Origin of the sequence: Streptomyces sp. NPDC004327, from assembly GCF_042873935.1 — a bacterium.
In the GTDB taxonomy this organism is placed as follows: Bacteria; Actinomycetota; Actinomycetes; order Streptomycetales; family Streptomycetaceae; genus Streptomyces.
On the sequence record NZ_JBIAME010000001.1, the window covers coordinates 982647 to 997497 of the forward strand.

Genomic DNA, 14851 nt, shown 5'->3' on the forward strand with positions numbered 1-14851 from the left:
CCCGGGCGTCCTCACCGCCAGGCGGGGTGCCCCTCCGGCACGTCACCGGTCGTCAGCCGCCGTTCGTCCGTGCCGTCCGCGCGGACCGCCCAGATCACCGGCTTCTCGTACGGGCCCCGGACGAAGGCCAGCCAGCCGCCGTCCGCCGACCACGCCGGGTCCATCTCGTGCGCCGCGGTCGCCACGAGCGGCCGGTCGCCGGAGCCGTCGGTGCGGACCAGATGGATGTCGCCCCGGGTGGTGGTCCGCTGGTAACCACCGGCGGTGTACGCGAAGGTCCGGCCGTCCGGGGACCAGACGGGATCGAGCGCCGGGTGCGGCAGCCTGGTCAGCTGCACGGGCTCCCGGTCCGGCGCCGACGGATCCACCGTGTGGATCTGCCAGTCGCCCGGCCCGGACGCCTCCAGGCAGACGGCGATGCGCGCACCGTCCGGTGACCACGCCGGATCCTCCACCCGACCGGTTCCACGGGTCAGCTGCCGGGCCGAACCGTCGGCCACGGTCACCTCGAACAGCTGCTGCACACCGTCCACCACACGCAGTACGGCGAGCCGGGTGCCGTCCGGCGACCACGACACCCGCCCGCCCGCGATCGCGGCGATCCGCCGGGCGCCCGAGCCGTCGGCCCGCGCCGTCCACACCGCCGTCTCCCCGGACGTGCGGCGCGTGAACGCGAACGACGCCCGGTCCGGCGCCCACTGCGGCAGCATGTCGCACGCGCCGTCGTCGATCAGCCGGCGCGGCGTGTCCGCGCGCGCCGGGCGGATCGCGATCACGCCGTGGCAGCTCCGGGGCCAGCCGGGCGCGGTGTCCTGACGGACCAACAGGGACGTGGCCGGGAACGGCGCGGGCCCGGCCGCCGTCGCCCGGCCCCCGCTCCTCGCCCCGCCACCGGGCTTCGCCCCGCCGCCCGGCGTCTCCGCCTGCCAGGGCCGCCAGACCAGCAGCCCGGCGGCGACCGCGCACACGACGAGCGCGGCACCCACGGCCGTACGGCGACGGCGCGAGCGCCGGGCCGTGGAGGTGTCGGGTGTGGTCACGGGCTCGGGCGCGGGCACGAACACTGGCGTGGGCTCGGGCATGGGTGCGGGCGTGGGTACGGGTGCGGGATCGGGCACGACCGTGGGCGCGTGCCCGCCGCTGTCGGGGACGGATTCCGGCACGGCCGCCGGGGCGGGATCCGGATCCCGAACCGGATCCCGAACCGGATCCGGAGCCGGACGCGGAGCGGCATCCAGGGCGGCCTCAGGGACGGCGGACCCGGCGGGCTCCTCCCGTACCGCCTCCTCCCGTACGGGCTCCTCCCGTGCGGCCTCGGTCGGCGGATGCTCCCCGGCCGCCGCGAGCAGCACCGTCGCGTCGTCCGGCAGCCAGCCGCCGTCCGCCCGCTGTGGAACGGTCAGCGCGTCGAGCAGCGTCGTGGGCGTGGGCCGGTGCTCCGGGTCCTTGGCCAGGCAGGCGGCGACGAGGCCGCGCAGTGCGATGGGGACGGCGGTGAGCTCGGGTTCCTCGTGGACGACGCGGTAGAGCGCGCTCGCCGACGAGCCGTCGCCGAAGGGCGCGCCGCCCGCGGCCTGGCAGAGCACGACGCCCAGTGCGAACATGTCGACGGCCGGGGTGATCGTGCCGCCGGTGAGCTGCTCCGGCGCGAGATAGCCGGGCGTGCCGACCTGGAGACCGGTGCGGGTGAGGGCCGAGGTGCCGTCGAGGGCCCGGGCGATGCCGAAGTCGATGACGCGCGGCCCGTCCTCGGCGGCGATGATGTTGGCGGGCTTGAGGTCGCGGTGGACCACCCCGGCCCGGTGGATGGACTCCAGGGCCTCCGCGAGCCCGGCGGCGAGGACGGTGAGACTGTCGGCGGGCAGCGCCCCGACGCGGTCGAGGACGCTGCGGAGCGTGGGCCCGGGGACGTACGCGGTGACCAGCCAGGCCGGCTGCCCGTCGGGGTCCGCGTCGACCACGGGCGCGGTGTGGAAACCGCCGACCTGCCGGGCCGCCGCCACCTCGCGGGCGAAGCGGCGCCGGAAATCGGGGTCGGTGCCCAGCTCGGGCCGTACGACCTTGACCGCAACGGCCCGCCCGGAGCGGGAGCGGCCCAGGTACACCACCCCCATGCCGCCCTGGCCGAGCCGTCCGACCAGCCGGTACCGGCCGTCGCCGACCGATGCCGGATCCCCTGCCTCCAGCGGCTTCATCCCGTGCCCCCTCGCGCGACGTACTGTGCAGGGATCTCCTACCAGCCACGCGGTGCTCCGGTCGAGCACCGCGCGACGGAAGGAGGCGGCGGAGAAGCGGCGGGGAAGGAGAGTGGCCCTGGATCAGGACCTGGATCAGGAACCTGGACCTGGATCAGTCCTCTACGGAGTGCTCTTCCCAGGTCTCCTCGTCCGGGTCGTACTCGGTGTGGGCGGACTCCCAGGTGGCCGAGGTCAGCTCGACGCCGGGGACGTCGCCGAGCAGCTCGATCGGGTCGATGAAGTGGGCGAGGGAGCCGGACGGGTCCAGCTCGATCGCCTCGACGGACTGGGCGCGCTCGGCGTCGTCCAGGTACTCGTCGTTCCGCACCTGCTCCAGGGCGGCGGCCTTGAGGGCCCGCTCGTCGGTGATCTCGGCGACGAGCTCGATGGTGACCCGGACGTAACGCGGGTCGGTGTCTGCGGATGAGGGGTCGATCGTGGTCATCCGGGAAGCTTAGGCGACGTCCGCGCCACCTGCGTCCGGGGCCTCCGGAAGCCGCCTGGCCACCACTGCCTGCGGCGCTTCCTGGTGGCCGCCCGAGGCGAGGATCCGCACCTCGGCGCGGTCGCTGATCTCGGCGCGGATGATGCCGGTCCCGTCGGTGTAGACCGGGTGCCCGCCGGGTCCCCTGGCCGGGGTCCGCTCGACGACCACGACGTCCCGGGCCTCGCCCGTCCCGTCGGAGAACACCAGCTCGTACCGCAGTGCGCTCACCCGCCCCATCTTACGCGGGGACCCGGGCGCCGCGCTCAGGAGACGGCGTCGACGAGGGCGGCCAGGGCGCAGCCCAGGGCCCGCGCGCCCGGCCCGGCGGGGCCGCCCGGCTCGGTCATGTAGAGGTCGCGGCGGATCTCCACCATCAGCGCCGTGACCCGTGGGTCCTTCCCGTAGTGCGCCAGCGGCACGTACGTCCCGGCGAACGGGCTGTCCGTCCCCACCCCGCCGAAGCCGGCGAACGCCCGCCGCGCCGCCGCGAGCAGCGCGGGCGGGGTGTGGAAGGGGTCCGTGCCGAGGCAGACGGGCGGCCGCTCGCCGTCGCCGTGCAGCTCGTACGGGAGCGGCGCCGTCGGGTACGAGTGGACGTCCACGATCACGGCGCGCCCCACCGCCGCGAGCCGCTCGTCCACGGCCCGGGTCACCGCCTCGGCGTACGGCGTGAAGTAGCGGGCGACGAGCGGTCCGGGATCGAAGCCGGCCGGCCGCAGCTCCGCGCGATGGGTGGTCCGCGTGTACACCGCGCCCATCCCGACCGCCAGCATCTCCTCGCGCTCGTCCGGGAACCGCTCGGGGTCGACCACCAGCCGGGACAGCCGGTTGACGAACCGCCAGGGCGCCGTGCCCGCCGACTTCGCCGCGACGGCCGCGATCTCCTCGGTGTGCGCGTCGGTGATGTGGTCGAGCTCGCGCTCGAGCTCCGCGTCGCCGAGGACGACGTCCGCGCGCACGTCCGGGGGCAGCACGCGGGAGGAATGCGGCACGTGGAGCAGCACGGGGGAGTCGGGATCCCCGGCGAGCTGTGCGAAGGAGGACGCCTCGGCGTGCGGCGCGTCGATCATCTCTGGCGGGCTCCTGTCCCCGGCTCGTTCGGTCCTGCGCTTCGGTAACGGCCGGGACGCGCCCCGGGTTCCCGCCCGGCCCCCCTGTCGCCCCCGGCCCGCTGCCGTGTCGCCTCCGGGCCGCTGCTGTCGTCTCCGGCCGTCGGTTACAGGAGGGCTGCTCCCCGTTACGTCCGGCCCGCGCCCCGTTACGGCACGGCCGCGCCCCGTTACGTCAGGCCCGCGCCCCGTTACGGCAGGGCCGTGCCCCGGGCCGTGATCCAGAGGCGGTACCACTCCTCGTGCCCGAGGTCCGGGGCGGCGACGGCCGCGTCCCGGCAGGCGCGGATGCGCTCGGGGCGGCTCGTGCCGATGACCGGGGCGATGCGGGCGGGGTGGCGCTGGAGCCACCACAGCACGATCGTCTCCGGGGTGGTGCCCTTCTCCTTCGCGAGCCGGGCGACCAGCTCGGCCGTGGCGTGCTCTTCCGGGGTCTCCTGACGCCCGGTGTAGCGGCCCTGGGCCAGCGGGCCCCACGCCTGCAGCCCGACGCCGTGGGCCAGGCAGTGCTCGACCGTGCCGGCGGGGAAGCCGATGCCGGCCGACGCGGCCGTGTTGACCAGCACGCCGTCCTCGAGCCAGTCGCGGCGCAGCAGGCTCAGCTCCAGCTGGTTCGCGACCAGCGGCAGCGAGAGGTGGGCCTGGAGCCGGGCGATCTGCGGCGCGCTCATGTTGGAGACGCCGAAGCGCCGTACGAGCCCCTGGCGGTGGAGCGACTCCAGGGCCTCGGCGACCTCCGCCGGGTCGGCGAGCGGGTCGGGCCGGTGCAGCAGCAGCACGTCGAGGACGTCGGTGCGCAGCCGGGCGAGGCTCTCCTCGACGCGGCGCACGATGCTCGGCCCGCGCAGGTCGTAGTGGCCGGGCCGGTCGCCGTCGGCGAGCCGGATGCCGCACTTCGACTGGAGGGTGATCCGCTCGCGCAGCCCCGGCGTCCGGGCCAGGACCTCGCCGAAGACGGCCTCCGCCTTGCCGTGCCGGTAGATGTCGGCGTGGTCGAAGGCGGTGATGCCGCTGTCCAGGGCCGCCACGATCGCCGCCTCGGCGGCGTCGACATCGGCGGGGGAGTGGGGGGCGGCGTCCCAGCTCCCGCCCAGGCCCATGCAGCCGAGCAGGACCCGGCCGCCCGGTATCGCGGACGTGGGCGTGTCGTGGGTGTCGTCGGTTTCTCGCGTCGAGGTCACGGGCCTCACCCTCCCACAGGCCGGCCGCCGGCCCGGCCGGGCAGCCAGGGCGCGAAGATCTCCGGGAGCCGGTCCAGGTCCCCGGCCGTCACCGTGACCAGGCGTATGCCCGACGCGCGCGCCAGCTCGGCCTTGCGGCGCGCCTTCTGCGCGTACCGCTCCTGCTCCATGAGGCCGAGCGCCTCGACGTACGTGCCGTCGGCGAGCACCCAGTCGGCCCGCAGGCCCGTCGTGTTCAGCTCGGGGTGCCGCGGGTAGTGCGGCTCCGGTTCGTGCGCCACGCCCCAGTGGTGGAGGAAGTCGTCGACGTGCCGCTCGAACAGCGAGCGGCACGGATGCCCGTCGCTCGCCACCGTGACCGTGCCCATCGACCGGCGCACCCCGTCGTCGAGGACCCCGGCGAGCCGCAGCCACTCCGTCCAGGTCCGTGTCGCCCGCGCCGGGCGGGCGGTCGTCACGCGGGCGAAGGGCCGGGGCACCAGGAACCGGCAGAGCATCGCCTCGTCGGCGACCTCCGGATCGGTCACCGACACCCGTTTGAGCTGGGCGAGCGACGGCGGCCCGGAGAACTCGATCTCGACCAGCCGGCGCACGGCGTGGAGGACGGCGTCCGTCCACGGACCGTCCGTCCCGTTGTCCCGGACCACTCCGCGCTGGGCCAGCCGGCAGCAGCCGAAGCAGTACGCGATCCCGGCCGCGGCCTCCAACGCCGGGGCGCCGCACAGCCGGCACTCCGCCGCCCGCCGCGGCTCCCCGGCCTCGCCGAACATCGCCGTCAGCTCGCGCGTGTAGTACGGGTTGCCGGCGCCGGCCGTCGCGGGCTGTCGCGCACCGGGGACCACCGTCCGGGCGCCCAGCCACGGCCGGTGCCGCTCCGGAACCAGCGCCTTCGCGCGCGCGGTGAGCCGGGAGGTGGCGCGCAGCGGACCGGCCTGCGCCGCGGGCAGCCCGGCCCTTCGGTTGTGCTCCGCGGTCTCCGTGTCCGGCGCGCGGCGGACGACGGTGCGCGGGTGGCCGCCGTGCCGCCGTACGAGCGCGGCCATCGGCTCGGCGTAGGCGTGGGCGTACACGGTGAGCGTCCCCGTCTCCGGGTCGTAGGTGCCCGCCTCCGGCAGGTCGCGCAGCGCGACCGAGTCCACGACCGGGCGCAGCGACCACACCTCGTCGACGAGGACCGTCGCGTCGGGGAAGCCGTCCGTGAGCTCCGCGTGCGGCGGTTCGACGCCGTGGCGCCGCAGCGCGGCCACGGCCTCCGCGCGGGCCCGCTCGTCGAGCAGCGTCAGCGGGCCGTCGGGCAGGTGGAACTCGCCCGCCTGAACACCCGCGCGGTCCACGACGAGCACCGACGCGCGGCCGTGGACCGTCCGGCTGATCGCCCGCAACCCCTCGTGCTCGTGTGTCCGCGTCCGGTACCGCGCCCAGGCCCGGACCCGCTCCTCCGCCTCGCGGTCGCGGGCCGGCAGACCGCCGGCCGGAGGCCCGGCCACGGCGGGCGCCGCTGCTGGGGGCGGCGTCGGGGCGTCGAAGGCGTCGACGAGCGCGCGCAGCGTGTCCCGGTCGGGCAGATTGAGCCGTACGGCCCCGATCCAGTGGCCCGCGGCCAGCTGCTCGGCCCGGGTGAACGGCCGCCGCCGGTCCGGCACCCGGTCCGCCCCCGCCGCGCCCTCACCGTCGCCGTCCGCGTCGTCGAGTTCGTCCTCGTCGATCGGCTCGAGTTCGATCCAGCCGTGGCAGCCGACGGGTACGGGCGAGGCCTCGGCGAGACGGTGGATGTCGGCGCCGTGGAAGTGCAGGAGGCTGTCGTACGCGTACCCCAGGTGCCGTTCGTGCACCGTGCCGCCCGCACTCGGCGGCGCGGTGACCGACACGGCCCGGGGATTGTGCGCGTTGTCGGGCCGCGGGCTGAGCCCCACCACGACCGGCAGGCGGGTCCGCGGCGGGGCCCCGCTCTCCTTCAGTCGGCCGAGGACGAAGGCGCGCAGCGCGGCGAGCGAGTCGTCGAACACGGCGAACGCCACCGAGACCTTGGGATCGCCCGGTGGGATCACCACCATTCCCAGCTCCGGCACATGACGGATCGCGTCACCCTTGATCATGATCCGGATTATGGCAGCGGTCTCTGACACGTGAAAGGCCTGGTCAGTGGGTTGAGCGCGGCTGCATCACGGGTCCGCTCGCGGCCCGCCGACACCTCGCTTCAACGGTTTGTATACAATCGGACGTGGTCGCGTCGCCGCATCCGGCGGCGCGGGCGCGGGCGCAAGGGCGGGCCGACTGTCGAACACAGGGTCCGTACGCCTGCCCTCCCGATCCCTCCCCCGGAAACACCTCACATCACCATGAGCACCGACACCGCAGCCCCCGAGACCACTACGGCCAAGCCCCGGATGACCGGCCGCGCCCCGGCCCGCCCGGAGCCGGCCGCCGCCTTCCACAGCGTGAGCGCCGTCACGGTCGTCCTGCTCGGGCTCGTCGCCATCGGCGCGGCCATCCACGAGCCGGTCCTCATACCCCCGCTGGCCGCGAGCGCCGCCCTCGTCCACAGCGCCCCGACCGCGCCGCTCGCCCAGCCGCGCAGCGTCGTCATCGGCCACCTCCTCGCCGCCGCCGCGGGCTACGCCACCCTGGCCCTGGCCGGCCCCACCGCCTGGGCCGCGGCCGTCGCCGCCGGCGTCACGCTGGCCCTGACGCACCTGGCCCGCACCCCGCACTCCCCGGCCTGCGCCACGGCCGTGGTCATCGTCCTGCAGTCGCCGGCCCCGGCCCGCTTCGTCCCGCTGCTCTTCGGCGCGACGCTGCTGCTGGTCCTCATGGAGTTCGCCGTCTCCCGCATCCGCCGCGGCGCGCCGAAGTACCCCGCCTACTGGTGGTGACCCCGGCCGCGGTCAGGGGCGGGCGCCGGCCGCTCGGACCGTCACGGCCAGCCCGGCCAGCCGCCTCCCGCCGAGCGGTACACGCGCAGGTCGCTCACCTCGTACGACATCTCCACCGCCTGCGGGGGCGGCGCCGGGTGGTAGCGGCCGGCGCAGACCGAGAGGTTCACGATGAGGTCGGCGCGCCAGTTGCGGCCGACGCCGCGGCCGTCCGCGAAGATCTCGGCGTCGTCGAGCCACCAGACCACCGAGCGGGCGCCGAACTCGGTGCGCAGACGGATCCAGGCACCGGGGCTCACGGAGGGGGAGCGGTGGTAGTGGGAGGCGCCGCGGACGTGGTTGGACAGTTCGAGGAGGTCGGGGTTGTCCGGGTGGTACTCGAAGACGTCGACCTCGCTCCCGCCGTCCCGCCAGGTCCAGATCGCCGGCCAGGCGCCGGTGACCTCGGGCAGCCGCACCCGCGCCTCCAGGGTGTCTCCGGTGCGCAGTTCGAAGCCCTGGGGAGCGTCCTGGGTCGTCAGGAGGCCGGTGTCCCACCTGCCGTCCGGGCGGAGGGTCGCGCGGAAGACGCCCCCGGCGCTGTAGGCGGGATCCTCGCTCAGGTAGTCGAGCTTGTTGTCGCCCGGGTTGACCGGACCGCCGCCCGGATACGCCCAGGAGCGCCCCGCGGTCCACTGCTCCCGGGAGTCGAAGTCCGCGGTGAAGACCGGCTCGTCGGCCGGAGGCCACGTCGTCATGGGTGCTCCTCATGTCGTCGCCCGCACGTCATGCGTCGGGGGCGTTCTGCCCGCGTGGCCCCGCCGAATGCGGAAGGGCTCACTCCTTGTCGAGAACTCGTCACCGGGGTTGCGGCGCGGCCGGCTCCGCCTCGACCACGACGACCTCGTCCCCGTCACCCCAGCACCGCACCGCTCGCTTCGGCGGGTTGAGCCGGACCCCGGCCGCCGAGCGGTAGCCGATGGCGCACGCGCCGTGCCGGCCGGCAGCCGCCACGACCGTCGCGAACGTCGTCTCGGCGCCGCTCAGGACGAAGTCGCCCGCGGGCCGCAGCCGCACGGAGGCGCCGCCGGCCCCGAAGAGCTCCTCGAACGCCGCCGCGAGATGGCCGTTCTGGGAGATCTGGGCCATGAGCAGGCCGACGAGCCGCCCGCTCACCACCACGTCCGCGCCTGGGCCGACCGGGGCGATGGGCCGGTTGCGGGCGTCGGCCAGCTCGGCGACGAGCGGGAGCGTCCGGCCGGTCCGCGCCTCGTGGGCCCGCAGATGGAGCAGCGTGACGAGGGTCCGGTCGTCCGGCCCGTCGAGGTCCGGGGCACGGTCCGGACCGAGGACGACGACATGGTCGTAGCGGCCGTCGACCTGGCGGAGCGCCGCCTCCGTCAGCGGATCGGCGCGATGGAACAGCACCGGAACCCCGCCCCCGGGCGCCTCCGCCGCGATCACGTCCACCGTCGACCCGGGCACCCCGCCCCGGACGAGCAGCTGCACGACCCGCGCGGCGCGCCGGTTCCAGCCGAGCATCACCACCCGGCCCGGGTGGAGCGTACGGGGCCGCGGGCCGGCCGTGATCACCGTGGCGTCGACCACCGGCACGGCGCCGCCGAGCGCCCGCGCGCGGCCGTCCTCTGCGACCGCGACCAGGCCGTCGCCGGGGCCCAGCTCCGTCTCCGGCGGCGGGTTGAGGACGAGCGCGCCACCGGCCCGTACGATCCCCACCGCGCACGCCTCGGCGCAGCCGGTCCGCAGCGAGCCGAACCGCCGCCCGGCGAGCCCGGGTTCGTGCAGGGTGTGCAGTTCGGCGCCCGCGAAGTCGAGCAGGTCCTCCAGGACGAGCGACAGGCCCGGCTGGTGGACGCACTGGACGAGCAGGCGGGCCGCGATGTCGTCCACGTCCAGGACCGTGGCGTCCGGGCCGGCGGCGAGCGCGGCGGCGGCGCGGTGGTGGTGGCCGCGGACCGCGGCCACCACCCGGACCGCACCCCCGTCGGCGCCGTCGTCCTCGTCCAGCGCGGCCCGCAGCGCGAGCAGCGCCTTGACCACCTGCGCGCCGCTGTCGGGGCCGTCCGGCGGCAGGACCACCACCGCCCCGGCCGTGGCGGGTGCGACCCGGGCGAGCGCCACGGGATCGGCCGGGCGGCCGCCGCGGCACAGCAGCCGCGTCCGGCGGGAGCCGGCCGCCAGACCCGCGCGCAGCTCCGCGTCCATCTCGGTGATGTCCCGCTCGGCGAGCACCGCGACCGCGCCGGCCCGCCGCTGCGCATGGGCGGCGACCACCTCGGCAATGACCGTCGGGGCCTGCTCGGACCAGCCGAGGACGACCGTGTGGCCGTGCTCCACCACCGTGGAGTGGCCGCGCTGAAGCTCCGTCAGCCGGTCGGTGAGCGCGGTGGTGATGATGCCGACGAGCGTGGAGACGTACAGCAGGGCCACCAGCGCGAGCAGTAACGACAGCACGATCCGCAGCGGCGGTCCGACCTCGCCGCCGAGCCGCAGCGTCTGCCCGACGCTGCGCCACACCGCCGCCGCCTTGCCGCCGAAGGTGGCCGGAGCCCGCGTGTCGGTCCACACGAGCAGCGTGCTCGCGGGCGCCACCACCGCGAGGCACACCAGCGCCAGCCAGCCGACGAGCGCGGTCATCCCGCGCACCACGGCCCGGTCCACCCAGTACCGCAAGCGGTCCCGGCGGCTCACCCGACGCCGCCGCGCCGCCGCCGGCCGCGCCGGACGTCCCCGCCCGGTCCGGCGCCCGGGCCCCACCGACTTCCCCACCGCCACCGGACCGCCTTGCCGCGGCACGGTGATCTCGCGCTCTTTACGCACGTCAGCAGGGTGGCGCCGACCCGGCGGCGAAACGCCGACGTCGACCCGCGTTCATCCTTTCGTGCACAGGAACGGGTGGTGGGTGTTCGACGCGGGGCGAATCCCCGGGCGCGCGGACCTCAGCGCACCGCGCTCAGGAACGCGCGGGTCCGTTCGTGCGCGGGGGCGTCGAGCAGCTCGGCCGCCGGACCCGACTCCACCACCGAACCGCTGTCGAACATCAGGATCCGGTCGGAGACGTCCCGCGCGAAGCCCATCTCGTGCGTCACGCACAGCAGGGTGATGTCCGTGTCGCGCGCGACGTCCCGCAGCACGTCCAGGACCTCCGCGACCAGCTCCGGGTCGAGCGCCGACGTCACCTCGTCGAGCAGCAGGATCTCCGGCCGCATCGCGAGGGCCCGGGCGATCGCCACCCGCTGCTGCTGGCCGCCGGACAGCCGGGTCGGCCGGTCGTCGGCCTTGTCGGCGAGACCGACCAGGCCGAGCAGCTCCCGGGCCCGCTCGTGCGCCTCCTCCCGGCTCTCGCCGAGCACGTGCACCGGCGCCTCGACGATGTTCTGCACCACCGTCATGTGCGGGAAGAGGTTGAAGTGCTGGAAGACCATGCCGACCCCGCGCCGCCGCCGGGCCAGGTAGCGCTCGCTCGCCGGCACCAGAGCGCCGCCCGCGCCGCCGGCCCCGGAGGCCGCGCCGGGCATGTGCGAGTACGGCTGCCCACCCACGTGGATGACCCCGTCCGTGACCCGCTCCAGGGTCATCAGCAGCCGCAGGATGGTCGTCTTGCCGGAACCGCTCGGCCCGATCAGGGTGACCCGCTCGCCGCGCCCGACCGTCAGGTCGAGACCGTCCAGGACGACCTGGTCGCCGTAGCGCTTGGTCACCCGCTCGAACCGCACGGCCTCGGTACCGGCCTCCGCCCCGTTCTTGTGGGTGTCAGTGGGCAAGGCGTGCCTCCAGTCGTCGTACGAGCACGGACGTCGGCCAGCTCGCGAGCAGGAACACCGCGCCGGCCAGGGTGAAACTCTCCAGATAGGCGAAGTGCGTGCTGCCGAACGTGTTCGCCTCGTGCACCATCTCGTGCACCGTGATCACCGACAGCAGCGGCGTCTCCTTGAACATGGAGACCGCGTAGTTGCCCAGCGGCGGCAGCACGTTGCGCACCGCCTGCGGCAGCACCACCGCCCGCCACACCCGCCGCCGCGGCAGCGACAGCGCCGTGCACGCCTCCCACTGCCCGCGCGGTACGGAGTCGATGCCCGCCCGGTACACCTCCGCCAGGTACGCCGCGTAGTGCACCCCGAGGACCAGGACGCCCAGGACCGGCGCGTCCAGACCCGGCACGAGCACCCAGGCCGCGAACAGCTGCACCAGCAGCGGCGTCGACCGCACGAACGCGGCCGCCCAGCCCACCGGCAGCGCCACCCAGCGCGGCGCGGCCCGCCCCACGAGCGCGAGCACCAGGCCGAGGAGCGCCGCCACCGCGAAGCCGAGCACGGTCGCCACGAGCGTGACCCCGAAGCCCTTGAGGACGACCGGCAGCGCGGCCCAGGCCGCGTCCCCGTCCCAGATCACGCGCCACCTCCCTGACCGAGCCCGCCCGGTCCGCCGAGCCGGGCCCGCGCGGCCCGCTCCAGCGCGTTCATCAGCAGGCTCACCACGGCGGCGAGGACGCCGTACACCGCGAGCAGCACCAGGTACGCGCCCGCCGTGTCACCGGTCGCCGACCGCAACTGGTCGATCTCGAAGGTGATGTCGGGCACCGTGACCAGCGACAGCAGCGGCGTCGCCTTGAGCAGCTGCACCAGCAGGTTCTTGAACGGCGCCACCATCAGCGCGTGCGCCTGCGGCAGCACCACCCGCCGCAGCCGCAGCCACGGCCCCATGCCCAGCGCGACCGCCGCCTCCCGCTGCGCCCGGGGCACGGCGGCGACCGCGCCCCGGACCACCTCGGCCCCGTACGCCCCGTAGTTGAGGCCGAGCGCCACCACGCCGCAGGCCAGCGGTTCGAGCCGGAAGCCCAGGATGGGCAGCGCGAAGAACAGCCAGAACAACTGCACGTACAGCGAGGTGCCCCGGAAGAACTCGACGACCGTACGGGCCGCGCCCCGCACCGGAAGCCGCCGCGAGCGCGACATCAGCCCCAGCGCGTACGCCAGTACCAGGGCGAGCGCCGCGCCGAGCACCGTCGCCTCCACGGTCACGACCAGCCCCTCGCCGAGCCGCGGCAGCGCCTGCCGCAGCTCGGGCAGGAAGCCGCTCACGCCGGCCCCTTGCCCGCGCACAGGTCCGCGGTGCGCAGTGACCGGGGCGGCGCCTCGTTCCGGGTGAAGCCGTAGCGGCCGATCAGACCGACATAGCGCCCCTGATCAGCGGTGATCTTCCCGAGCTCGCGGTCGAACGCGTCCCGCAGCGACCGCGCCCCGGGCCGGAACACCGCCCCGCCCGCGCTCCACTGCTTCACCCCGTCCACGACCGGCACGAACGGGGTGGCCACCTCCACCGCAGCGCCCTGGTTCGTCCCGGCCAGCCAGCGCAGCGAGATCCCGGTGAGCGCGAAGGCGTCGACGCGCCCGGCGAGCACCGCGTCGAGGCCGTCCTGCTGCTTGGCCAGCGTCTTCACCGAACCGTCGGGAACGCCCGCCGCCTTCGCGTACGAGGCCTCCACGGCGGCGGTCAGCACGCCCACCGTCGCCCCGGCCCGCGCGCAGGACGCGAGGTCGGTCAGCCGCTTCGGATTGCCCCGGGGCACCATCAGGGCGGTCGGGGAGACGAACTCGGGCTCGGAGAAGATCACCTTGGCGCACCGCTCGGGCGTGATCGACATGCCCGCGCTCACGACGTCGAACCGGCCGGCCAGCAGGCCGGGTATCAGCGAGCCGAACTCGGTGAGCGTCGGACGCAGTTCGCGCACCCCGAGCGCCCGGAACACCTCCCGGTGCAGCGTCGGCGCCTCGCCCGCCAGCTCGTCGCCGTCCTGGAAGCCGTACGGCGCCTCACCGGCGAACCCGACCCGGACGAAGCCCTGCTCGCGCAGCCTGGCGAGCAGTCCGGCGTCCTCCCTGGGCGCGCCCGTGCCCGCCTCGGTGCGGCTGCAGGCGGTCAGTACTCCGGCGGCCCCGCAGGCGGAGGCCAGAGTGAGGAAGCCACGCCGGTCGAGCCGATCGAGGTGTAGGGCACGGGTCATGAGGGTCCTTCCGGGGAGGGGCGGGCGGGGGGAGGGACGGACGAGGTCACCCGGCGGGGGAGACCACCGGCGCGAAGTCGCGCGAGGCGATGAAGGAGGGCCGGCGCACCGGAGCGGCGAACGGCGCCTCCGGCCGGTTCTCGACGCTGTTGAAGACGAAGAAGACGTTGCTGCGCGGGTACGGGGTGATGTTGTCGCCCGAGCCGTGCAGCGCGTTGCAGTCGAACCAGGTCGCCGAGCCGGGCGCACCGGTGCACTGGCGGATCCCGCACGCGTCGGCGAACGTCGTCAGCGCCTCGTTCGACGGCGTTCCCGCGTCCTGCATCCGCAGCGACCGCTTGTAGTTGTCCTTCGGGGTCTCGCCGGCGCAGCTGAGGAACGTGCGGTGCGAACCCGGCATGATCATGAGGCTGCCGTTGGTGGTGTGGTTGGCGGTGAGCGCGATCGACACCGACACCGTCCGCATCTGCGGCAGCCCGTCCTCGGCGTGCCAGGTCTCGAAGTCGGAGTGCCAGTAGAAGCCGCTGGCGCCGAAGCCCGGCTTGACGTTGACCCGCGACTGGTGGACGTACACCTCGGAGCCCAGGATCTGCCGGGCCCGGCCGGCGACCCGGGGGTCGGCGGCGAGCCGGGCGAAGACCTCGCTCATCCGGTGCACCTCGAAGACCGAGCGGATCTCCCGCGAGTGCGGTTCGACGATCGCCCGCTCGTCCTCGCGTACGGCGGGGTCGGCCACGAGCCGGTCCAGCTCGGCGCGCAGCCCGGCGACCTCGTCGGGCGTCACCAGCTCCTCGACGGTGACGAAGCCGTCGCGCTCGTAGTCCTCCAGCTCGCGCGCCCAGAACGGGCCGGGCGTGCCGGGGGCGGACCAGACGACGGGGTCCTTGCGGCCGATCAGCACCTCCTCGGCGCCGCGGGTGGGGTAGAGGTCGATGGGACGGGTGGGGGCGGATGCCATGG

Annotated in this window: 14 protein-coding genes; 1 reads left to right on the forward strand and 13 read right to left on the reverse strand. The window is 75.2% G+C overall.

Going from position 1 to position 14851, the window contains the following annotated elements; all coding sequences use genetic code 11:
• Positions 1–11: 11 nt before the first annotated feature.
• The 6 genes from ACFYU9_RS04245 to ACFYU9_RS04270 form a co-directional block, all read right to left on the reverse strand.
• The gene (locus ACFYU9_RS04245) at positions 12–2195 is read right to left on the reverse strand and encodes a protein kinase (protein ID WP_389342213.1); all 2184 of its coding nucleotides are present in this window, start codon (positions 2193–2195) and stop codon (positions 12–14) included.
• Between the two features lie 154 nt (positions 2196–2349).
• The gene (locus tag ACFYU9_RS04250; protein WP_389214858.1) at positions 2350–2682 is read right to left on the reverse strand and encodes a hypothetical protein; all 333 of its coding nucleotides are present in this window, start codon (positions 2680–2682) and stop codon (positions 2350–2352) included.
• A 9-nt stretch (positions 2683–2691) separates the two neighbouring features.
• Positions 2692–2961, reverse strand: coding sequence for a DUF6296 family protein (locus ACFYU9_RS04255; RefSeq protein WP_389214854.1), 270 nt, complete (start codon positions 2959–2961; stop codon positions 2692–2694).
• Between the two features lie 26 nt (positions 2962–2987).
• Positions 2988–3794, reverse strand: a complete 807-nt coding sequence (locus ACFYU9_RS04260; RefSeq protein WP_389214851.1) for an N-formylglutamate amidohydrolase — start codon at positions 3792–3794, stop codon at positions 2988–2990.
• A 230-nt stretch (positions 3795–4024) separates the two neighbouring features.
• A complete protein-coding gene (locus ACFYU9_RS04265; RefSeq protein ID WP_389342216.1) occupies positions 4025–5014 on the reverse strand; it encodes an aldo/keto reductase family oxidoreductase in 990 nt (329 codons plus the stop codon).
• 5 nt (positions 5015–5019) lie between these two features.
• Entirely contained in the window at positions 5020–7110 is a 2091-nt protein-coding gene (locus ACFYU9_RS04270) for a hypothetical protein (RefSeq protein WP_389342219.1), read from the reverse strand.
• A 243-nt stretch (positions 7111–7353) separates the two neighbouring features.
• On the opposite strand from ACFYU9_RS04270, the gene ACFYU9_RS04275 reads away from it, so the two are divergent.
• Entirely contained in the window at positions 7354–7887 is a 534-nt protein-coding gene (locus ACFYU9_RS04275) for an HPP family protein (RefSeq protein ID WP_389214842.1), read from the forward strand.
• Positions 7888–7928: 41 nt separating this feature from the next.
• Here ACFYU9_RS04275 and ACFYU9_RS04280 read toward each other — a convergent pair whose 3' ends face one another.
• From ACFYU9_RS04280 to thpD, 7 genes are all read right to left on the reverse strand, one after another.
• Positions 7929–8624, reverse strand: coding sequence for a beta-glucanase (locus tag ACFYU9_RS04280; protein ID WP_389342222.1), 696 nt, complete (start codon positions 8622–8624; stop codon positions 7929–7931).
• Positions 8625–8724: 100 nt separating this feature from the next.
• The gene (locus tag ACFYU9_RS04285; RefSeq protein ID WP_389342225.1) at positions 8725–10524 is read right to left on the reverse strand and encodes an NAD-binding lipoprotein; all 1800 of its coding nucleotides are present in this window, start codon (positions 10522–10524) and stop codon (positions 8725–8727) included.
• 302 nt (positions 10525–10826) lie between these two features.
• Positions 10827–11651, reverse strand: a complete 825-nt coding sequence (ehuA, locus tag ACFYU9_RS04290) for an ectoine/hydroxyectoine ABC transporter ATP-binding protein EhuA (RefSeq protein ID WP_389342228.1) — start codon at positions 11649–11651, stop codon at positions 10827–10829.
• Positions 11641–12279 (reverse strand): ectoine/hydroxyectoine ABC transporter permease subunit EhuD, encoded by a 639-nt coding sequence (gene ehuD, locus ACFYU9_RS04295; protein WP_389342231.1) that lies wholly within the window; start codon positions 12277–12279, stop codon positions 11641–11643. Before ehuD ends, ehuA begins: the two co-directional genes overlap by 11 nt.
• Positions 12276–12968, reverse strand: a complete 693-nt coding sequence (gene ehuC, locus ACFYU9_RS04300) for an ectoine/hydroxyectoine ABC transporter permease subunit EhuC (RefSeq protein ID WP_389342234.1) — start codon at positions 12966–12968, stop codon at positions 12276–12278. Before ehuC ends, ehuD begins: the two co-directional genes overlap by 4 nt.
• Positions 12965–13891, reverse strand: coding sequence for an ectoine/hydroxyectoine ABC transporter substrate-binding protein EhuB (gene ehuB, locus ACFYU9_RS04305; RefSeq protein ID WP_389342237.1), 927 nt, complete (start codon positions 13889–13891; stop codon positions 12965–12967). Before ehuB ends, ehuC begins: the two co-directional genes overlap by 4 nt.
• A 46-nt stretch (positions 13892–13937) precedes the next feature.
• The gene (gene thpD, locus ACFYU9_RS04310) at positions 13938–14849 is read right to left on the reverse strand and encodes an ectoine hydroxylase (protein WP_389342240.1); all 912 of its coding nucleotides are present in this window, start codon (positions 14847–14849) and stop codon (positions 13938–13940) included.
• Between the last annotated feature and the right edge of the window lie 2 nt (positions 14850–14851).

Coding starts and splice junctions, on each gene's coding strand:
- ACFYU9_RS04245 (WP_389342213.1), bottom strand. CDS start 2,195: ATGAAGCCGCTGGAGGCAGGGGATCCGGCATCGGTCGGCGACGGCCGG.
- ACFYU9_RS04250 (WP_389214858.1), bottom strand. CDS start 2,682: ATGACCACGATCGACCCCTCATCCGCAGACACCGACCCGCGTTACGTC.
- ACFYU9_RS04255 (WP_389214854.1), bottom strand. CDS start 2,961: ATGGGGCGGGTGAGCGCACTGCGGTACGAGCTGGTGTTCTCCGACGGG.
- ACFYU9_RS04260 (WP_389214851.1), bottom strand. CDS start 3,794: ATGATCGACGCGCCGCACGCCGAGGCGTCCTCCTTCGCACAGCTCGCC.
- ACFYU9_RS04270 (WP_389342219.1), bottom strand. CDS start 7,110: ATGATCAAGGGTGACGCGATCCGTCATGTGCCGGAGCTGGGAATGGTG.
- ACFYU9_RS04275 (WP_389214842.1), top strand. CDS start 7,354: ATGAGCACCGACACCGCAGCCCCCGAGACCACTACGGCCAAGCCCCGG.
- ACFYU9_RS04280 (WP_389342222.1), bottom strand. CDS start 8,624: ATGACGACGTGGCCTCCGGCCGACGAGCCGGTCTTCACCGCGGACTTC.
- ACFYU9_RS04285 (WP_389342225.1), bottom strand. CDS start 10,524: ATGACCGCGCTCGTCGGCTGGCTGGCGCTGGTGTGCCTCGCGGTGGTG.
- ehuB (WP_389342237.1), bottom strand. CDS start 13,891: ATGACCCGTGCCCTACACCTCGATCGGCTCGACCGGCGTGGCTTCCTC.
- thpD (WP_389342240.1), bottom strand. CDS start 14,849: ATGGCATCCGCCCCCACCCGTCCCATCGACCTCTACCCCACCCGCGGC.